This window comes from Chryseobacterium paludis, from assembly GCF_025403485.1.
Classification (GTDB): Bacteria; Bacteroidota; Bacteroidia; order Flavobacteriales; family Weeksellaceae; genus Chryseobacterium; species Chryseobacterium paludis.
In genome coordinates, this window is record NZ_CP099966.1 from 3196702 (window position 1) to 3217217 (window position 20516).

Genomic DNA, 20516 nt, shown 5'->3' on the forward strand with positions numbered 1-20516 from the left:
GACTGATTTTAAATTAGCAAGAATCGGTATTTCGTGATGAATGTCATTATTTTTCACTAAATTTGAACCCCGAAAATAGGTTAATTTTGTTGTCAAATGGATATTCTATATTTAATGATCCTATGCAGTGTTTCTTTGGCTGCAATTTTCTTGGTCGTTTTTATAGTAAACGCCCGAAAAGGACAGTTTGAGGATGATGAGTCCCCTGCTGTGCGAATTCTTTATGACTCTGGTGAAATAAAGGAGAAAAAGGAAGACGGCAACAAAACAGACGAGAAAGAAAAAGGAGAAAATAATAAAATTGAAGAAAAAAGTGAATAGTTGATATGGAGACACAAAAGTTTAGTTATGACAACAGTATTGTTCGGGCATTTCTTTATGCGACCATAGTTTTTGGGCTTATAGGGTTTACGTTCGGGCTTACCGCAGCCTTAATGCTTTTCTACCCAGAGCTTCCTGAATTTTTATTTGGTACTGATGATACTACCATTCAGAGTTTAAAGAGTGGTAATATTCAAGGGCTAATTAATACTCATGGTGCATTTGGTTTTGGTAGAATCAGAATGCTGCACACCAACACTGTAATCTGGGCGTTCGTATGTAATATCGTTTATACCGGTATTTATTACTCTCTACAGAGATTATTGAAAGCAAGAATGTACAGTGATACGTTATCTTGGATACATTTCTGGACTTGGCAATTTATGATTGTTGCTACGTTCATCACATTCTTTATGGGTATTAATACCTCAAAAGAATACGCTGAACATGAATGGCCAATCGATATTTTAATTGCTTTCTCGTGGATCATTTTCGGTGCCAACATGTTCTTAACTATTGCTAAGAGAAGGGTAAGACACCTTTATGTAGCTATCTGGTTCTATATTGGTACTTGGATCGCAGTAGCAATGCTTCACATTTTTAACAACTTAGAAGTTCCATTATCTTTCACAGGATGGAAATCATATTCAGCATATGCTGGGGTAAAAGATGCTATCGTACAATGGTGGTATGGCCACAATGCGGTTGCATTCGTATTGACAACTCCGGTTTTAGGTTTGATGTATTACTTCTTACCAAAAGCTGCAGACAGACCAGTTTTTTCATATAAACTGTCTATTATTCACTTCTGGTCATTAATTTTCGTATATATCTGGGCTGGTCCTCACCACCTTCAGTATACTGCACTTCCTGCATGGGCTCAGGCAGTGGGAACAGGTTTCTCTATCATGCTTATCGCTCCATCTTGGGGAGGTATGCTAAATGGTCTTCTTACGTTAAGAGGGGCATGGGATAAAGTAAGAGAAAATCCTATTCTTAAGTTCTTCGTAGTCGCTGTTACATGTTATGGTATGGCCACTTTTGAAGGACCACTTTTAGCGACTAAAAACATTAACAAAATTGGACACTTTACTGACTGGGTTATTGGTCACGTACATTTAGGTGCACTTGGATGGAATGGCTTCATGGCATTCGGGGTAATCTATTATTTAGTACCGATTTTGTGGAGAACAAAAATATGGTCTGTAAAATTAGCTAACTGGCATTTCTGGTTAGGTACTTTAGGAATTATCTTCTATGCAGTACCAATGTATATTTCAGGATTTACTCAAGGATTGATGTGGAAACAATTCAACCCGGATGGAACACTATTGTGGAAAAACTGGTTGGATACTGTAACTGCAATTATTCCTTACTTTAAAATGAGATTTGTAGGAGGATTATTCTATATCTCAGGAGCAATCTTAATGATTGTAAACGTTGTTGCAACGGTAAGAAAAGGATCTTTCCAAAAAGAGGTTCCGGCAGAAGCACCTGCTTTAGCTAATATCAGCAAAAACAGAAAAGAAGGAGAAGGAACTCACCTATGGCTGGAAAGAACTCCAATATTATTAGGTATTTTATCTTTCTTAACGATTTCTATTGGTAGTTCAGTTGAAATTATCCCAACACTATCTCTTAAGAAAAGTGTACCGACTATTTCAGCAGTGAAACCTTATTCACCATTAGAATTAGAAGGTAGAGATATTTATATCCGTGAAGGATGTAACGCTTGTCACTCTCAGATGGTAAGACCATTCAGAGACGAGATCGTAAGATTCAACGGTAAAAACGGACAATACTCAAAAGCGGGAGAGTTCATCTATGACAGACCATTCTTATGGGGATCAAAAAGAACAGGACCGGATTTACATAGAGAAGGAGGTAAAAACCCAAGTTCTTGGCACTATAAGCATATGTATAACCCAAGATCAACATCTGCAGGTTCTATTATGCCTCGTTACCCTTGGTTAATTGCTACAAATTTAGACAGATCTAAAATGGTTGATAAAATGTTACTGATGAAAAATACTTTCGATGTGCCATATACAAAGCCTCAGATAGACTCTGCAAATAAATGGGCAGACAACCAGGCTGCGAAAATCGTAAAAGATATCTTCTCTGAAGCGAATGACTTAAAAGTGGCTTATGCTAAGAGACCTAAAGGTGAATTGGAGAAAAAAGAGGTTGTAGCTCTTATCTCTTACTTACAAAGATTAGGTACTGATATCAAAACAACAGAAATAAAAACAGCAAGTAATAACTAAAAACATTAAGGCTCAATGATTCCTCAGAACTTTAAAGATATATTATCCAATACAGAAAACGCTGGTTTTTACCAGACGCTGGCTCTGATTTTCTTTATGCTGTTCTTCGTAGCTTTGGTAATTTATGTTTTTAGCAGGCCTAAAAAATATTACAAAGAAGAAGAAGAGGCTCCTCTGCAGGATGATGAAGACGACTTTAATTTAAAAAATTAAATATTTATTATGAAACAAAGAACACCGGTTGTTGTAAACATTTTAATAATAATTGGACTTTTAATAGTTTTTTATTATTTATTTGTACAAAGCTATTCGTTTTTAGCTTCACCATACTTCTGGGGAACTGTTGTGATAAGTGCTATCTTAGCTTATATTCATAGCTCTATTGGAGATTTAATTGAGAACAATAAGTTCAAGAAATTATCTCCAGAAGAAAAAGCTGTGTATTTAAATGAGAAAAAGATTCCTTTCTTAAGAAGAATGTATGACAGCGCATTCAAAAAGCAATCTGTTACTGAAGAAAAAGATATCCTTATCGACCACGGTTTCGATGGTATTATGGAATTGGATAACCAGTTACCAAAATGGTGGGTAGGTTTGTTTTATTTTGGGACTGCTTTTTGTATTGTTTATATATGTGCATACTCTTTCACAGATTTCGCTCATCCTTTAAGCGAGTATGAGAAAGAATATAAAGAGCAGATTGCGAGTATTGCAGAATATGAAAAAAGTCAACCTCCTGTAACTATAGAAACAGCAAAATATTCAGCTGATAATATTGCAGAAGGTAAGGAGCTTTTCAAAACAAACTGTGCATCTTGCCACGGTGAAGACGGAAGAGGAGGTATTGGTCCGAACTTAACGGATAATTACTGGATCAACCAGCCGGAGAAAACTTTATTTAAGAATGTTTTCCATATGGACTGGAATGGTTCTCCTACTAACCCTGCAATGAGACCATTTGGTAAGAACGGAGAAGTTTCCGGTGCAGAGATTGAAAAGATTGCAGCTTTTGTATATCACATCAATCAGGAACAACCTCCAATTACAACTGCTCAAGGTGGAGCTGCTCCTCAAGGGACAGAAGCTCATTGGGAAAAAGAATAATTTCAAAAAAAATTAAAACATATGAAAAGCATAATTTGTTATTAGAAAAAAAATAGTAACTAATTATGCTTTTCTTTTTTTAAATATATTACAAAATGTCAGACATAGAAGAAATAGAAGTACGCGGCGGACAGGGACAGGTTCTGGACCCTGAGACTTACAGAGATTCTATAGGGACTATGGAGCAATCCGGAAAGAGAAGATGGGTGTTCCCAAGAAAGCCGAAAGGTAAATACACAAACTATAGAAACATTGTAAGTTATACTTTATTACTGATCTATTTTGCCGTTCCTTTTTTAAAAATCAATGGTAATCCTTTCTTTTTATTCAACGTTATTGATAGAGAGTTTTTCATCTTTGGACAACCCTTCTATCCACAAGACTTTTTTATCCTGACTCTGGGTGCTATAGCATCTTTGATATTCATTATTATTTTTACGATTGCATTCGGAAGAATTTTCTGCGGGTGGATATGTCCTCAGACAATTTTTATGGAATCGATATTTCGTAAAATAGAATTTATAATTGAAGGTGACAGAAATAGACAAATGAAGTTGGACAGGCAACCTTGGAATACTGAGAAAATCTGGAAAAGGAGTTTAAAATGGTCTGTTTATATCGTTATTTCTTTGATCATCACTCATTTTATGTTCATGTATATTGTGGGCTATAAAGAGGTATTTAAAATTGTTTCTGAAGGACCATTTACCCATCCAACCAACTTTATAGTAATGATCCTTTTAACAGGCGCATTCTACTTTGTATTTGCATGGTTTAGAGAGCAGGTATGTACGTTGGTATGTCCATATGGAAGACTACAGGGGGTTTTAATCGATAAAGATACAATCAACGTATTCTACGATTTCAATCGTGGTGAAAACCGTTCAAAATGGAGAAAGGGTGAAGATAGAAAAGCGGCGGGAAAAGGAGACTGTATCGACTGCCATCAATGCGTTGTTGTTTGTCCTACAGGAATTGATATCAGAGACGGACAGCAATTGGAATGTATAAACTGTACTGCATGTATTGATGCCTGCGATGAAGTAATGGAAAAAGTAGGCCTTCCAAAAGGCTTGGTCCGTTATGCTTCAGAAAATGAAATTGAAAACCAAACAGAATTCAAGTTTACAGGAAGAATGAAAGGCTTCGCTGTTGTTCTTGCTTTATTGGTTGGTTTCTTAGGATACCTTCTTTATAATCGTGGTGAAATGGAAGCAAAATTCATTAAACCCGCAGGAAGTACATTCTTTGTAAGAGATGGTAAGATCACCAATACCTATAATTACACCTTCTTAAATAAGACAAACGACAAGAAAATCGTAACCATTAAAGTGATTGAACCTGCTAAAGGAGAAATCATCTATAGTGCATCGAGCAAAATTACTGTTGAGAGAGATAAGATCTCAAAAGGAACAATCAACATCAGTTTTCCTGAAGATGCCATGAAATTATCGAAACAAAATATTACGATAGGAGTCTACGATATGAAAGGAAAGATGGTAGATTCTTACAAAACTTATTTCGAAGGTCCATTTAAATTACAATTTTAAATTTCAGGAACCTGTTCAAAATCCTAAAGGTTCCCGATAACTTATATAAAGACAAAAAAATCCGGAAAAAATGAAAAACTTTAGTTGGGGACATGGTGTTGTAATTGCATTAGCTGCATTTATCATTTTCATTTTATCAATGTTGTTTCTTTTTCCAAACGGACAAAAGAACTCAGAAATGGTAACTGATAATTATTACGAAGAAGAACTACAATACCAGGATGTAATAGATGCTAAAAAAGAGCAGATGGACTACAGGAAAAACCTGTATACAGCCAGGATACAAATGGAATAAAAATAGTATTCCCAAAAGATTATAACAATTCGAATACAACTGTAAAGTTTGTTTTAAATAGAACTGACGACCAGAATTTAGATATTAAAAGATCTGAACAGCTGGATGCAAATCAATCATTTTTAGTACCATCAAAGGTATTGAAAACCGGAGGTTACACTTTACGATTGATGTGGACTAAGGACAAAATCAACTACAGAATGGATTATGATGTGATATGGAAATAGCACTTATTTTATCGGCAATTGGTTTAGGCTTTGCTTCCGGTTTTCACTGTATCGGAATGTGTGGTCCTATTGCATTATCGATGGGATTAACAAAAAAACAAGCTACAAATTTCTACCTTCAAAATCTTACTTATCAGTTTGGAAGGATTTTTACTTATTCTCTTTTAGGTGGGATTTTAGGTATCATTGGGCAAGGCTTTGAAATGGCAGGCTTTCAACAGTACTTAACGATTGCAGTGGGAGTTTTGTTAATTATAATGGCAGTGTTTTCTTTTGGAGGAAAAGATTTTGCTTCAAGAATTCCTTTCTTTTCAAAATTTCTGTATTCTGTAAAATCAAATTTAGGAAGACTTCTTCAAAAAGCAGATTACCGATCAAGGTTTACAACAGGTATTCTTAATGGTTTTTTACCATGTGGGATGGTCTATATGGCCCTTACCGCGAGCCTGGCAAGCGGAGGAATATGGCAGGGAGCTTCATATATGGCCTTATTTGGTCTTGGAACACTTCCATTCATGTTTGCTGTGGTTCTTGTCGGGAATCTAATGAATCAGGCTTTCAGAGTAAAAGTATTGAAAGCTATTCCTGTTATCATGATTATTTTAGGAGGTTTGTTTATTATAAGAGGTTTGGAGTTAGGGATTCCTTACATTTCTCCAAGATCAGAGGCAATGACTATTTCTAAAGATAATCAAGGCGATTGCCATTTGCCAGGGGATCATAGCACTCATAATCACAGTTCAGTCAATTGCCACTAATAAACTATACCATGAAAAAAATATTCTTCTTATTAATTTTAAGCCTTCTGACGCTACAGTCTTGTACAATCAATTCTGAAATAATATATCATAAAGATGCTGCTTCGTCAACGATTATGGATATCGATGTAAAAGAATTTATGGCAGAGATGAAAGCAATGACCCCAGATTCATTAAATAAAAAGGAATTTGGTGAAATGGATAAAATGCCAACTACCTGGACAAGTATGTATGACCTTGATAAGAAAGAAGGCACATTAAAAACCAAAGATCCTGATTCTATAAAAGTTATGAAGAAGATTTTCATGAAATCTAATAAGGAAAATAATGAATATTCCGGGTTTTCTTTAAAATTAGATCACTTCACAAAATCAGATCTTAATTCATTAAATGGCTTAACAAAGGGAGAAAAACTTCCCATTGATCAAAATATATACAATAATTGGGATGGTAAAACGCTAACCATAAATACAGACGATTTCAATCTTAAAAACATTGAGGATGCGCTTCGCTCTAAAACTTCAAAAGAAGAAGCATTATCTACAGAAGGAATAGTTCCAATGCTTTTTAAACAGATTGGAACAACCTTAAAATTTGAAAACAAAATAAAATCAATCACAGGAAAACATGACTGGCTGAAACAGATCGATGATCATTCCGTACGATTGGAATACGATATCAAGGCCTTGTATGATAAGGATTCTAAACTTAAACATTCTGATAAAAAAGTAATTATAACAACAGAATAAAAATAAAAACCACCGAAATTTCGGTGGTTTACTTTATCAATTAGCTGATTAACTCAAATTTTGCATATTCAGCAACTTTCTTGGGAAGTTTAATACCCTCTTCTGTCTGATTGTTTTCAAGCAATGCAGCCATAATTCTTGGTAGAGCCATTGCAGATCCATTTAAGGTATGAACCAACTGGGATTTCCCTTCTGTCTTATAACGACACTTCAAACGGTTTGCCTGAAATGTTTCAAAGTTAGAAACTGAACTCACCTCCAACCACTTTTCCTGTGCTGCACTCCATACTTCAAAATCATACGTCATTGCTGCCGCAAATCCTGTATCTCCACCACAAAGTCTTAATACCCTGTAAGGAAGCTCAAGGTCTGTAAGTATTTCTTTGATATGTTCTACCATTTCTTCCAGAACAGCATAAGAATTTTCAGGCTTCTCAATTCTTACAATTTCCACTTTTTCAAACTGATGAAGTCGGTTCAATCCTCTTACATGTGCACCATAGCTTCCTGCCTCTCTTCTGTAACATTGAGAAAAAGCAGTATTTTTAATTGGAAGATCTTTTTCATCCAATAAAACATCACGGTACAAATTCGTTACAGGAACTTCTGCTGTAGGAATTAAATATAGATCATCTGCAGCAATGTAGTACATCTGCCCCTCTTTATCAGGTAATTGTCCTGTTCCATATCCTGAAGCTTCATTTACAACGTGAGGTGGATTGACCTCCATATATCCAGCATCCACATTCTTATCAAGGAAATACTGAACCAATGCTCTTTGCATTCTTGCTCCTTTACCTAAATACACAGGAAAACCTGCACCGGCGATTTTTACACCTAATTCAAAATCAATAAGGTTATATTTTTTAGCCAGTTCCCAATGTGGAATTGCACCTTCTCCAAGACCTTCAACATCATGTGACTGATAGATGATCTCATTATCTTCTGCAGAAATTCCACTTTTTACAATTTCATTAGGAATATTAGGAAGCTGATATAGAATATCTAATAAAGTTTTTTCCTTCACATCCAACTGTGATTGTAATTCTTTACTCGATTCTTTATACTGTGCTGTTTTAGATTTTGCCGATTCTGCTTCATCTTTTTTTCCTTCCTTCATTAAAAGTCCAATTTCCTTGGATATTTTATTGATTTCCGAAAGTTGAGAATCTAATTCAAACTGGATTTTTTTCCTGTCATCATCGGTAGCAATAGCATCGTCTACCAACTCAAGATTTTTGAATTGTCTTTTTTTCAGACCTTCTAAAACGCGTTCTTTGTTTTCGCGTAAAAAATTGACTTGTAACATTTTATTTAGATGTTAGTTTATTAGAATGTTAAACACTAGATCATCCAGGTTAACAGTTTTGCAAATTTAAAATTATTTTACGATCGTAACAACATTTGGTAAACCGGGCTTCTTCGTAAACTTCAGCTCGTCATTATAAAATACTTTGGAGACTTCAAATACAGAAGGTGTCCAGTGATACTGTATTCTCAATATATCATTAGTTACTTCATTAGTAGTTTCAGTAAGCTTTTTTGTAAGTGTTAATGTTATTCGGGATTCATAGGTTCTATCTGCCGGACTGATAGAGTCAAATTTCGGCCTTCTTGCTCCATCAATATATTCAATATAAAGAGTAGAGTCTGCTGTTGCTTTTAATGCAAAACTTACGGGTGCAATATCTGACACCCCATTTATATCATTCATCGCTATTGATGAATAAGAGCCTGCTTTTTTCGCATTAAGCAAATCCTGTCCAGCACTGTTTTTCATATACAGATTAAAAATCTGATCGATTCTTTGCACATCTTCATCATCACTCTTACAACTTAAAAGCGCAAATAAAACAATTAGAACTCCAAATACTACATTTCTCATTTCAAACAAAGATAAATATTTTAATTATTTTTTCTTAATACTTTACTCAGCAATACATTAATTTCAGATCGGGATATCATATAGTCCCGGATACGAAATGGTGTTAATTCATAAAATTTCCAAAAAAGTAGTGCTGATGATATACAATATGAAGCCGAAGTAATAATACATGCTCCGATAATTCCCCAACGCGGAATAATAAAAATAGATGATATAATCGTAAAGATAAGTCCTACAACAGATTTAATATTTAAAATTCTAAGTTTATTAATACCCGCAAAATAGTATCCAATTATATTGCTCACCGCTATAGCCAAAATTCCCGGCGTCAAAAATATAGTGATCTTTTTTGTCTCATGAAAATCTTTACCAAATATCATTACATAAAACTGCGCTGGAAGTAATAAAATCCCAATGATAAATAATAAGGTGATCAAAAAACTGATTTTTAAAGATATTTTGGTTTTTTCAATAGCATCATTATGATCAGTATTATTAACAACATCTGCATAAAGAATTATTGAAAGGCTTCTACTTACTGTCCAGATGGCCTCAGAAAAGGCAATCCCAATTGAAAATATACCCACACTCGTAATCCCTTTAAAAAACTCTAAAAAGTAAAATGAAAGTCTGTTGTTCAAAAACTGAAGAAATGCACTTAGCTGTGTCTTCCAACCATAGTCAAATAATCTATTTCGAATCTCTTTAGAAAATGAAATATTTGCTATTTTACAATCCTTTATGATCTGAAAACTGCTGATAATAAATAAAAATGCAAAGCAGCTTATTTGAGCAATAAAATAGGATACCACAGAAGTTATATTAATAATATATACAATCAGTACAATAAACAAAATATGAACTATCTGTTGTAAAATCGTATAGAGATTGAACATCCGAATATTTTGCTGTCCAACGAATAAATTAACGTTGGCCGCAAGAAGGGAAGATAATACTGATAAGCCCATGAGATAATATGGGTATTCCAAACTATGAGTTAAACTAAAGATCAGTGGAACGGATATTCCAATAAGGATAGACCAAATATATGCATACAATAATATCTGTTCTGTTTTATACTTCGATGCAAAATAAGTAACACTGCTTCCGACAAAAATATTACAGAAAAAACCTATAATCGTTAAGTCTGCTATAACTATTGAAACAACTCCTTTTCCCTCGCTACCCCACATGTTTGTAGTGTATACAACAAGTCCGAAATTTAATATCAGTATTAAAAAACGAGAAATAAAAGTCTTTACAATAGTATTTTGCTTCATCTTTTTAATGTAGTGATTGTTTGATGAAGTTCGTAAAGAGGTCCTTTATCATGTTCCAGTTATATTTTTTCTCATATTCTCTTCGGGCATTTTGTGCATGCTGACTATACAATTGTGGATTATCTATATAATTTACAATTGCATTGGCAATGGAATAAGAATCTTCCGGATCTACCAAAAAACCAAATTTAGAGACATCTACATGTTCTCGGGTTGCTTTTAAATCAGTATAAACAACTGGCTTACCAGAAGCGGCATAATAAAATATTTTAATGGGTAAACAGTGATGATTTTCATAACTCATTTCCCTTAGATCAAAACAAATATCAGCATCAGAATAGGCCTGAGTAAATGTTTCAAAGGAAGCGGGCTTTTCTATTTTAATATGTTCCCATTTATATTTTGATAATAAATAAGTAAAATATTTTTCATCTCTTTCTTTTCTAGAAGATCCAATTATCAAAATTGAGATTTCTAAGTCCGGTCTCATTTTCCTTAATCTATCACTTGCTTTAAAAAAATTCTCAATCCCTTTTTCCTTTGAAATTTGCCCTGTATAACATAAAGTTATTTTATTAGGCTCTAGTTGCTTGATATTCTTATGAATATAAATATCATTTGGAAAATATGGCAGAATAATTCTTTTTTTCCAAGGAAAGACATAAGCTAATGGAAATTTTTTAGTGTTCTCCCCAAAAATAAAATGAGTACTTATCCATCCAACATACAATTGGATCAGAAAGAACTTAGTAGCATGAATTCCTTTTAAAAAAAATGGAAATTTTTCTACCATCCTTTTTGAAGGATACCATTCTGTAATATCATATATTACACTAATATTTCTCTCTTCTTTTATTTTTTTTGAAGCAAGAATAGCAAGCGGCTCAGAGCCTATGATACAATCCGGTTGAAAATTGTCACAAACTCTTTCAAACACTTTGATCTTCTTAGTGGTATTTTGATCTAAAATAGAATAGGATTCAATCTCAATACCATCAATAATGCCACGATAATCCGAACTTAAACTGCAAATTTTCACATCATACCCAATGCCTTTAAGTTCTTTTGCCTGATGATAAAAGATCCTGTCATCGTTGTATTTGTGTGCAGTTGTTAGAAAAAGTATTTTAGGCATGGCTTTTCTGAAATGATATTCAGGCAGAAGTATATTTTGTTTAATAATTAAAACTACCTGATATTGTACAAATATACTTTAAAAAGAAAAAAGTGGAAACAATCCACTTTTCTTTTTCTCTTAGTTATCAATAAACTTATTTTATAGAAGCCGCCCAGCTTTTGTCTAATGGCAAAAGGAAATGACTTAAAAAATCAAGATAGGTATTTTTTGAAAAATCAAACACCTGGATATCTCTTGATAATTCTGCATTTCTTAATTTTGTTTTAAAGTCGATAAGCTTTAATGTTTTAACCTCTCCTTCTTCAACAAAACTGGCTTTCATTCGGTCAAACAATCCCAATTGGTATTCTCCATCTATATCTCTCATGATCTTCCCCAGAGCATCAATACTACATCCTGAAGCCATTTCTTTCTCTTCATCCACACAAACTACAATAAATTGATTCTTTTCAATTTTAAATGATGATGAAAGTGGTTTTCCATGCGCTGCCCAACCTGCTAAAAAATCATATAACTTTTCGGTGATCACCTTGGCCTCTTTTGTAGTAAAAGGTCTTGAAGCAGGATATATGATAACTCTATAATCGCTCGTTTCTACTATATTGGATTCTTCAATCTTCATTTTTGTAAATTTAAAGTATAAAATTAAGAATTATAATTGACTTTATTTTGTAAAGAACAAAACTCAAGAATATTCCTGAGTTTTAATAATTTATTTTCCAATTTACTATCTATAAATCGTCTGCCTCAGCAAGAAGCTCTACAATATCTTTTACAGCAACCTCTTCATTCTTATTGAAGTGTTTCACGCCATCAGTCATCATTGTATTACAGAAAGGACATCCTGTGGCAATAACTTTTGGTTCAAAAGATAAAGCTTCTTCTGTTCTTTCGATATTGATGTCTTTATTTCCCTTTTCAGGTTCTTTAAACATTTGTGCTCCTCCAGCTCCGCAACAAAGCCCATTTGTTTTACAACGTTTCATTTCTACAAGTTCAGCATCAAGCTTTTCCAAAAGTATTCTTGGTGCCTCATACTCATTGTTTGCTCTTCCTAAATAACAAGGATCATGGAACGTTATTTTTTTTCCTTTAAAAGCACCACCTTCAATCTTCAACCTTCCTTCTTCCATTAATGTTTTAAGGAATTGTGTATGGTGTACAACTTCAAAGTGTCCTCCTAAACTAGGGTATTCATTTTTAAGAGTATTAAAACAGTGAGGACAAGCCGTCACAATTTTCTTTACTTCATATGCATTAAGTACTTCAATATTTGTTAATGCCATCATTTGGAAAACAAACTCGTTTCCAGCACGTTTAGCAGGATCTCCGGTACAGCTTTCTTCCTGACCTAATACTCCAAATTCAACACCTATTTTATTTAATATCTTGCAAAATGCTTTCGTAATCTTTTTCGCGCGGTCATCAAAGCTTCCCGCACAGCCAACCCAGAATAAAACTTCTGGTGCTTTTCCTTCGGCAGCATATTCTGCCATTGTTTTTATATTGAAATCCATTTAGTTGTAAAATGTATTTTTTATTAATGTAAAGTATTTAAAATTTTCAAGCTTATACATCTAAATACCACTTGAAGATTCTATACTATAGATATTAATCGTTTGCCCAGTTTAAACGATCTGCCTGGTTATACTGCCAAGGGGCAGCATTGTTTTCTACATTCGTCATCATTAAATTTAATTCCTGTGGTGCAGCAGACTGTTCCATCACCAGGAATCTTCTCATTTCAAAAATAATAGAAAGAGGATCTAACAATATAGGACAAGCTTCAGTACAAGCATTACAAGTAGTACACGCCCAAAGTTCTTCTTTTGTTATATAATCATTCAACAGCTTTTTGCCATCATCTACGAATTTCCCGTTTTTATCAATATTCTTTCCTACTTCTTCCAGACGATCTCTGGTTTTCATAAGGATTAATCTTGGAGAAAGTTTCTTACCAGTAATATTTGCAGGGCATACCGAGGTACATCTACCACATTCTGTACATGAATAGGCATTAAGTAACTGAACCTGATTTAAATCAAAAATATCTTCGGCACCAAATTTAGAAGGTACATCAGACTCTGCTCCTTCTGCAGGTGCAGCATATGGATCGGCATTAGGATCCATCATTAGTTTTATCTCTTTGGTAACAGATTCTAAATTATTGAATTTACCTTTTTTGTCCAAGTTCGCAAACCAAGTACTTGGAAATGCTAAAATGATATGCAAATGCTTCGAATAATAAAGGTAATTCATAAAGAATAAAATACCTACAAAGTGAAACCACCATGCAGCTTTTTCTGTAAAGAATAAGAAACCATCACTGAAGTTGCTGAATATCGGACCTAGAAGTGTTGAGCTGATTGGAAAACTTCCATGTTCAGGAAGCAATCCTCTTTGTTGTAGAGCCCAATCTGCTGTGTTCATCTTAAGAAAAGCTATCATTAAAGCAAATTCAATGATAAGAATCCAGTTAGCATCATGTTTTGGCCAGCCAAAGAGTTCTTTCATTGTTAATCTCTTAACTCCATAAAAATTTCTACGGATAAAGAAAACAACAACCCCAATGATTACCAGTAAGGCTAAAACTTCCAATGTTGCTGTGAAAAAACTATAAAAAGCGTGTCCGAAGATCGAGGACAGGAATCGGTGTGTACCGAATATACCATCAACAATGATCTCAATAAGTTCTATATTAATAATAATAAAACCTACATAAACAAAAAGGTGTAGAATTCCCGCTACAGGACGTTTTACCATTTTACTTTGTCCCATTGCAACACGTGCCATGGTCTCCCAACGTTCTGACTTTTTATCACTTCGATTGATTTCCTTACCCAATTGAATATTTCTGTAAATTTTCAACAGGCTTTTAGCAAACAACCCAAACCCAGCAACTAATAAGATCAGAAAAATAACATTATCGATATACTGCATAAGGTGTACTATTAGTCTTTATTGTTCTTTCCGAAAACAGAGAAGTTGATATATCTCTTAGGATTAGCTTTCATGTCTTCAATTAATGAATTAAGATTGGTAGATGCAGAATTCAAATTATTATACAGCTGCTCATCTTTCATCAGTTTACCTAAACTACCCTGTCCATTATCTATACCTCCAATAACCTGATTCAGCTTACCCACTGTTGCATCTAAATTAGCAATGGTAGAATTTAGCTTTTTAGTATCAATACTTTCTGCTAAGTTTCCGTATTTATCTAAGGTAACTTTTCCACTTTGCATAGTTAAACTGGCATCATCCAATACTTTTTGAAGCTTAGGGTCATTGTGCCCAACTAAGTTGTTTACACTTCCGGCCGTTGTTTGCAATGCTCCAACTGTTTTGTTAAGGTTAGAAAGTAAAGCTTTAATTTCAGCTCTATTCTGCCCATCAACAATTAGATTTGCATTAGCCATTAGAGAATCAACACGATGAAGAACAGATTGCAATTGATCTTTAACGGGGCCTACCTGAGAAGACAGACTTCCCAATGTTCCCAATTTGAACCCTCCCTGTAATGTATCGCCGTCTTTTGCAGTTGCTCCACCATACATAAGGTTTACCCTCATTTCCTTGCCAGACATCAATCCCGGTTCAAAAATTTCCAAGGTGGAATTCTTTGAAAACTCAAATTTGTTATCAACTGTAATTTTCACCACAAAATTGATCTTGCCTTCTTTATTTGTCTGAGGGATGATTTTATCAACCTGCCCTACTTTCAAACCATTGATGGAAACCGGTGAAGATTGAGATAATCCTTCAACGTTATCATATTTTGCGTAAAATATATTATCGGTAGTAAAAAGACTTCTGCCTTTCATAAATTGAAATAATAACACAAAGCCTACAATAGCTAAAAGTGCAATTACACCAGCTTTTAATTCTTTACTGAACTTCACTTGCTAAATTTTTTCTAATGAGCAAATATAGCACATTTTAAATTAATGTTCCTGTTTATTGCTCTGCGTTAAATACAAAAAAAGCGGCATATTCTATGCCGCTTTTAGTATCTATAAGATTATTTTTTTATTGTTGCTGATTTCCCAGTTTATTCCAGATCTCAATTCTATAATCATCGATCTCTGCATTATCCTGCAAGCTCTTTAACCAAGCCTGACCAAACATTCCAGCACTTCTCTGAGAAACTGACTCTGTAAACTGTTTTAGATCACCTGGCTGCTTATTTACTGTTTCACTCTTTTTAATTAAAACATAAACACCAGTTCCACCTTCAACAGGCTTAGAAAGTTTAGATTTATCAACACCAAAAGCAGCACCTGCCACTTTAGGCTCCATTGATCCAGCTACTGATGGATTTAATAAGTTCACCTGAGCTGATTGTTTTGTAGTTGCAAATAATTTAGCGATCTGATCTAAATTAGAAGCTTTAGCCGCTGTAATTTTATCAGCAATTTGTTTTGCTGCTAATTTATTTTTAACGACAACCTCGATTTGATCTCTTACAGATTCAGGATCAGCCAGGCCTTTTTCTTGTTTACCATTCAGGTATACAACGATTTTATCCCCTGTCCCATCTACTGTAAAGAATTCTGTATCTCCTTTAGTTCTTTTCTTATCAAAAGCCCAAGCAAGGATCTCACCATCTTTCTCTGTTCCTAATCCCTGTAATTGACCATCAAATCTTTTTGCCGATTTAGGGTTTGAGAACTGATAGTTTCCTTTTTTAGCAATATTAACAAAATCATTAAATGACTTCCCTTGAACCTGCTGAATGAATCTTCTAGCTTTTTTATCAACATCTGCTTCTGTAGCATCTGAAGGCTTAATTGCTTTAACAACATTAGCTACCTTGTATCCTAATGCTCCCGGCTTTTTATCTTCAATATTGATAATATGATATCCAAACTGAGTTTCTACAACACCTGTAGCTCCTTTAGGGTTATTCGCCAAATATGTTAAGAATTCAGGAACAAAAGGAGTTTCCGGAGTAGTCCATCCTAAGCTACCACCTTGAGCAGCTGAACTAGGATCGTTAGAAAGCTTAAGGAATTCTGTAAATTTAGCAGGATTTGCTTTTACAACGGCTCCAACAGAGTCTGCTAACTTCTTAGCATCTTCTTTAGATCTTGTAACACCTTCTCCCGCAGGACTTCCTTTGAATGCAATAAGTATATGTCTCGATAATGTAGAATCTGAAGTCTTTTTACCCAAAAGTTTAGAAACAACATAGAAGTTCTGTTCTTTATATGGTCCAAAAGTCTGTCCAACTGCTGCAGTAGCAATTTGCGACTGAAGTGTTTGTGGCAATTGATTTGGTTTCAAATACTGATTATTGAAAGGCATATCAGAGTTTGCCATTACAAACATAGAGTCGTTAGTCGTATTTTGGAAGTTTTCTTTTCCACCACTAGCATCTGTACCTCCTGAGAATATTTTTGTAATCTCTTTTTGAGCAGCTGCGTCATCAGCTGCACTTGGTTTAGAAGGAAAGAAAACAACACCAATATTTCTGCTTGGTTCAGCCTTAAACATCACTGGGTGCTGCTTAATATAGTTAGCTAAATCTTCAGTTTTAACTTTGATATTATTTTTTTGAAGATATGAAGTATAGTCTACTTTCACAAAATCAATATCAGCCATCTGATCTCTCTGTCTCATCAACTCTTCAGCTTCTTTCTTACCTGTAGTGATCCCTGTCGAAATATTAGCAAAAACCTGTCTTGCCATAATTCTATACTCAACAGATTTTCTGGTTTTCAACCATTGGTTGTAACCTTCCGCACTAGAAGTTTTTAACTCTTCGATTTGTTTTTTTAGCTCCTGAGTTTTAAAATTACCTTTTTCATCAAAGAATTGTTTGTTTTGAGCAAACATTTGATCATACTGGATCTGATTCCAGAAATAATCGTCTGTCATTTCAAAACCCATTTTATCAAACTGCTGCTTGATAAGCTTTGATTGCACCAACAACTGCCAAGCCTGTTCTTCAAGACCATTTTTTGGTTGACCTTGTTGGTCTGCTTGTTGTTGTAGCACGAAAAGTTGATCGTTAAACTCTTCGCGGGTAATTTTTTCACCATTTACTTTTCCTAAAACATCAGGATTTTTTCCAAAAACCTTATCAATGCTATCAGGATTTACTAAAAACGCTAAAAGCGCCAGTGCAATTACTCCCATCAAAAGCCAAGGTCTATTCCTAATCTGTCCTAAAATTGCCATTTTATAAATTATAGTTTTTTATCAGGTTGCGAAAATACACATTTTTAAGAAATTACAGAAATCCCAGCCCTTTTTTTAATTTTTAAAATTTAAATTTTGCAAAAAAGGAAATTTTGACCATATTTTTTAATGAAAAACAAATGGCATAGGTATTGTGCATTTTACATTCACATAATATTCTAAGTGTTTTCTAAGCATATTGTGCATAATCACTTTAACGATTTAAAACGATAATGACAATTTGTCATTTGATTTACTATGACAGAATTTGAAGATATTAGTTTGGAGGAAATGATTAGCGATGGATTTGATATTGTTGCAGAAGAGATTAATCTTTCCGACTTTTCGGAAACTGATAAAAATTCCGAACAAAAGATATTTCCTATTCTTCCTGTAAGAAACATGGTTATGTTTCCCAACGTTGTAATTCCTATTACGGCTGGAAGAAAGGCATCTATACAACTTCTCGAAGAAGCTCAGAAAAACGGAGATTTTATCGGAATTGTAAGCCAGAAAAATTCAGAACTAGAGCAGCCCACTGAAAAAGATTTATATCACACAGGAACTTTAGCAAAGATTATCAAGGTCATAAAACTTCCTGAAGGAAATATTACGGCTATTACTAAAGGTTTCCACAGATTTAAAGTTAAAAAATTTATTGAAACGCAACCTTACTTTAAGGCTGAAATCAATAAATTAAAGGATACGAAAGCAAAGAAGCAAGACGAATATGATGCTTTATTAGATAACATTAAAGATTTAGCTTTAAAGATCATTGAACTAGATCCAAATATTCCTAATGCTGCTAATTTTGCAATAAAAAACATCAACAATAATGATGATTTATTAAATTTTATCTGCACCAATGCTAATTTTCCTTCAGTAGAAAAGCAAAAGCTGCTTGAGGAAAAGAGCCTTATGGAAAGAGCCAACAGCTGCTATGAAAAGATGCACGAGGATTATAGAAAGCTGGAACTGAGAAATCAGATCCATCAGAAAACCTCAAAAGATCTTGACAAGCAGCAAAGGGAATACTTTCTAAATCAACAGATCAGAACTATTCAGGAAGAGTTGGGTGGCGGATCTGAAAGTGATGTTGAAGATTTGATCAATAAAGCGAAAGCAAAAAAATGGAGCGATGAAGTTGAAGAACATTTCCTAAAAGAAATCAACAGACTACAAAGACAAAACCCGAACTCACCAGATTATAACGTTCAGAGAAATTATCTTGATTTCTTCACAGATTTACCTTGGGAGACCTTTACAAAAGACATTTTTGATATTGCAAAGGCAGAAAAAGTTTTAGATAAAGCTCATTTTGGTTTAGAAGATATCAAGAAAAGAATTTTGGAACACATGGCTGTTTTGAAATTGAAAAATAATATGAAATCTCCAATTTTATTATTGGTAGGTCCTCCGGGAGTTGGTAAAACTTCTTTAGGAAAATCTGTTGCTGATGCTTTAGGAAGAAAATATGTAAGATTATCATTAGGAGGTCTTCATGATGAAAGTGAGATCCGTGGTCACAGAAAAACGTATATCGGAGCTATGGCCGGAAGAATCCTTCAATCTATCAAAAAATCCGGAACATCGAATCCAGTTATCGTACTTGATGAGATTGATAAGGTGGGACAAGGCATTCATGGTGATCCAAGTTCCGCACTATTAGAAGTCCTGGACCCTGAACAGAATAAAGCATTCTATGACAATTTCTTGGAAATGGGCTATGACTTGTCTAAAGTAATGTTTATTGCCACAGCGAATTCACTTTCAACTATACAGACTCCCCTTCTTGACAGAATGGAGATCATCCAGATCGCTGGTTATACGATGGAAGAAAAAACTGAGATCGCTAAAAGACACCTCATCAAAAAACAGCAGGAAGAAAATGGATTGAATTCCAAATCTTTCAAACTTGGGAATGCAGAGCTTAAACATATTATTGAAGCTCATACTTCAGAAAGTGGAGTTAGAACATTAGAAAAAAGAATTGCATCTATTGCAAGATGGGTGGCATTGCAAACAGCCTTACTTAAGGAATACGACTCTAAAATATCTCTTGAAAAGGTAGATGAAATACTTGGAGTTCCAAGACCTAAAAGTCTATCTGAAATAACAGGAGTTCCGGGAGTAGTAACAGGTTTGGCGTGGACAAGCGTAGGAGGAGATATTTTATTTATAGAAAGCATTCTAAGTAATGGAAAAGGCACTCTTACGATGACTGGTAACTTGGGAACCGTAATGAAAGAGTCTGCAACAATTGCTTTAGAATATATCAAAGCCAGACATAAAGAGCTGGGAATTGATCAGGAAGATATCGAAAAGAAAAACATTCACGTTCACGTTCCGGAAGGTGCTACACCCAAGGATGGACCGTCTGCAGGTATTGCTATGCTGACATCTATGGTTTCTTCATTTAAAAATAAGAAAGTAAAACCTCATTTAGCCATGACAGGCGAAATTACCCTAAGAGGAAAGGTACTTCCTGTTGGCGGAATTAAAGAAAAACTTCTTGCTGCAACAAGAGCCGGAATTAAAGATGTTATTCTTTGTGAGGCCAACAGAAAAGATGTAGAAGAAATCAAGAAAGATTATCTAAAAGATCTGAATGTCCACTATGTTAACAGAATGGAAGACGTTGTTGAGATCGCTATTGAAAAGTAACAACTTCTAAAGTCTGTAAAAAATACATTTCAAAGTGGAGACGTGTTTTTTATTAAAGGCTATATCTGGTGTATGAAATGAAAAATGTAAAGAAT

The 20516-nt window shown here is 34.3% G+C and carries 17 protein-coding genes and 1 pseudogene; 9 read left to right on the forward strand and 9 right to left on the reverse strand.

Features of this window, described 5'->3' with window-relative positions; all coding sequences use genetic code 11:
• The first annotated feature begins 96 nt into the window (after positions 1–96).
• The 8 genes and pseudogenes from ccoS to NG806_RS14455 all read left to right on the forward strand — a co-directional run bounded on the left by ccoS (position 97) and on the right by NG806_RS14455 (position 7271).
• Complete coding sequence (gene ccoS, locus NG806_RS14420; protein ID WP_261510272.1) at positions 97–321, forward strand: cbb3-type cytochrome oxidase assembly protein CcoS; 225 nt, start codon at positions 97–99, stop codon at positions 319–321.
• Between the two features lie 5 nt (positions 322–326).
• Entirely contained in the window at positions 327–2588 is a 2262-nt protein-coding gene (gene ccoN, locus NG806_RS14425; RefSeq protein ID WP_261510274.1) for a cytochrome-c oxidase, cbb3-type subunit I, read from the forward strand.
• Between the two features lie 15 nt (positions 2589–2603).
• Complete coding sequence (locus NG806_RS14430) at positions 2604–2801, forward strand: cbb3-type cytochrome oxidase subunit 3 (RefSeq protein WP_089028120.1); 198 nt, start codon at positions 2604–2606, stop codon at positions 2799–2801.
• Between the two features lie 9 nt (positions 2802–2810).
• A complete protein-coding gene (locus NG806_RS14435) occupies positions 2811–3692 on the forward strand; it encodes a cbb3-type cytochrome c oxidase N-terminal domain-containing protein (RefSeq protein WP_261510276.1) in 882 nt (293 codons plus the stop codon).
• A gap of 95 nt (positions 3693–3787) precedes the next feature.
• Positions 3788–5242, forward strand: a complete 1455-nt coding sequence (gene ccoG / locus NG806_RS14440; RefSeq protein WP_261510278.1) for a cytochrome c oxidase accessory protein CcoG — start codon at positions 3788–3790, stop codon at positions 5240–5242.
• 70 nt (positions 5243–5312) lie between these two features.
• Positions 5313–5764 (forward strand): annotated as a pseudogene (locus NG806_RS14445) (FixH family protein).
• Positions 5755–6522 carry a sulfite exporter TauE/SafE family protein gene (locus tag NG806_RS14450; protein ID WP_261510280.1) on the forward strand — a complete coding sequence of 256 codons (768 nt, stop codon included), beginning with the start codon at positions 5755–5757 and terminating at the stop codon, positions 6520–6522. The pseudogene NG806_RS14445 and the gene NG806_RS14450 overlap by 10 nt, the downstream one beginning before the upstream one ends.
• A gap of 11 nt (positions 6523–6533) precedes the next feature.
• On the forward strand, positions 6534–7271 hold the full coding sequence (locus NG806_RS14455) for a hypothetical protein (RefSeq protein ID WP_261510282.1): 738 nt from the start codon (positions 6534–6536) through the stop codon (positions 7269–7271).
• A gap of 40 nt (positions 7272–7311) precedes the next feature.
• Here NG806_RS14455 and serS read toward each other — a convergent pair whose 3' ends face one another.
• From serS to NG806_RS14500, 9 genes are all read right to left on the reverse strand, one after another.
• Positions 7312–8580 carry a serine--tRNA ligase gene (gene serS, locus NG806_RS14460; protein WP_261510283.1) on the reverse strand — a complete coding sequence of 423 codons (1269 nt, stop codon included), beginning with the start codon at positions 8578–8580 and terminating at the stop codon, positions 7312–7314.
• A 72-nt stretch (positions 8581–8652) separates the two neighbouring features.
• Positions 8653–9156: a hypothetical protein gene (locus tag NG806_RS14465; protein ID WP_261510284.1), complete on the reverse strand. Its 504-nt coding sequence runs from the start codon at positions 9154–9156 to the stop codon at positions 8653–8655.
• 20 nt (positions 9157–9176) lie between these two features.
• Positions 9177–10436, reverse strand: coding sequence for an MATE family efflux transporter (locus tag NG806_RS14470; protein WP_261510285.1), 1260 nt, complete (start codon positions 10434–10436; stop codon positions 9177–9179).
• Between the two features lie 4 nt (positions 10437–10440).
• Entirely contained in the window at positions 10441–11571 is a 1131-nt protein-coding gene (locus tag NG806_RS14475; protein ID WP_261510287.1) for a glycosyltransferase, read from the reverse strand.
• Positions 11572–11707: 136 nt separating this feature from the next.
• The gene (locus NG806_RS14480; protein WP_261510288.1) at positions 11708–12196 is read right to left on the reverse strand and encodes a hypothetical protein; all 489 of its coding nucleotides are present in this window, start codon (positions 12194–12196) and stop codon (positions 11708–11710) included.
• Positions 12197–12305: 109 nt separating this feature from the next.
• Positions 12306–13091 carry a (Fe-S)-binding protein gene (locus NG806_RS14485; protein ID WP_261510289.1) on the reverse strand — a complete coding sequence of 262 codons (786 nt, stop codon included), beginning with the start codon at positions 13089–13091 and terminating at the stop codon, positions 12306–12308.
• Positions 13092–13185: 94 nt separating this feature from the next.
• Positions 13186–14514 (reverse strand): (Fe-S)-binding protein, encoded by a 1329-nt coding sequence (locus NG806_RS14490; protein ID WP_261510290.1) that lies wholly within the window; start codon positions 14512–14514, stop codon positions 13186–13188.
• 11 nt (positions 14515–14525) lie between these two features.
• On the reverse strand, positions 14526–15476 hold the full coding sequence (locus tag NG806_RS14495; RefSeq protein ID WP_261510291.1) for an MlaD family protein: 951 nt from the start codon (positions 15474–15476) through the stop codon (positions 14526–14528).
• A 127-nt stretch (positions 15477–15603) separates the two neighbouring features.
• Positions 15604–17757, reverse strand: coding sequence for a peptidylprolyl isomerase (locus NG806_RS14500; protein WP_261510293.1), 2154 nt, complete (start codon positions 17755–17757; stop codon positions 15604–15606).
• A gap of 258 nt (positions 17758–18015) precedes the next feature.
• On the opposite strand from NG806_RS14500, the gene lon reads away from it, so the two are divergent.
• Positions 18016–20421 (forward strand): endopeptidase La, encoded by a 2406-nt coding sequence (lon, locus tag NG806_RS14505; protein ID WP_261510295.1) that lies wholly within the window; start codon positions 18016–18018, stop codon positions 20419–20421.
• The last annotated feature ends 95 nt before the right edge of the window (positions 20422–20516 follow it).

Bases quoted from the DNA above. Each gene is read 5' to 3' on its own strand.
- NG806_RS14500 (WP_261510293.1), bottom strand. From the start codon at position 17,757: ATGGCAATTTTAGGACAGATTAGGAATAGACCTTGGCTTTTGATGGGA.
- NG806_RS14480 (WP_261510288.1), bottom strand. From the start codon at position 12,196: ATGAAGATTGAAGAATCCAATATAGTAGAAACGAGCGATTATAGAGTT.
- NG806_RS14470 (WP_261510285.1), bottom strand. From the start codon at position 10,436: ATGAAGCAAAATACTATTGTAAAGACTTTTATTTCTCGTTTTTTAATA.
- lon (WP_261510295.1), top strand. From the start codon at position 18,016: ATGACAGAATTTGAAGATATTAGTTTGGAGGAAATGATTAGCGATGGA.
- ccoS (WP_261510272.1), top strand. From the start codon at position 97: ATGGATATTCTATATTTAATGATCCTATGCAGTGTTTCTTTGGCTGCA.
- ccoN (WP_261510274.1), top strand. From the start codon at position 327: ATGGAGACACAAAAGTTTAGTTATGACAACAGTATTGTTCGGGCATTT.
- NG806_RS14485 (WP_261510289.1), bottom strand. From the start codon at position 13,091: ATGGATTTCAATATAAAAACAATGGCAGAATATGCTGCCGAAGGAAAA.
- NG806_RS14455 (WP_261510282.1), top strand. From the start codon at position 6,534: ATGAAAAAAATATTCTTCTTATTAATTTTAAGCCTTCTGACGCTACAG.
- NG806_RS14450 (WP_261510280.1), top strand. From the start codon at position 5,755: ATGGAAATAGCACTTATTTTATCGGCAATTGGTTTAGGCTTTGCTTCC.
- NG806_RS14465 (WP_261510284.1), bottom strand. From the start codon at position 9,156: ATGAGAAATGTAGTATTTGGAGTTCTAATTGTTTTATTTGCGCTTTTA.
- NG806_RS14430 (WP_089028120.1), top strand. From the start codon at position 2,604: ATGATTCCTCAGAACTTTAAAGATATATTATCCAATACAGAAAACGCT.
- NG806_RS14435 (WP_261510276.1), top strand. From the start codon at position 2,811: ATGAAACAAAGAACACCGGTTGTTGTAAACATTTTAATAATAATTGGA.
- NG806_RS14475 (WP_261510287.1), bottom strand. From the start codon at position 11,571: ATGCCTAAAATACTTTTTCTAACAACTGCACACAAATACAACGATGAC.
- ccoG (WP_261510278.1), top strand. From the start codon at position 3,788: ATGTCAGACATAGAAGAAATAGAAGTACGCGGCGGACAGGGACAGGTT.
- NG806_RS14490 (WP_261510290.1), bottom strand. From the start codon at position 14,514: ATGCAGTATATCGATAATGTTATTTTTCTGATCTTATTAGTTGCTGGG.
- serS (WP_261510283.1), bottom strand. From the start codon at position 8,580: ATGTTACAAGTCAATTTTTTACGCGAAAACAAAGAACGCGTTTTAGAA.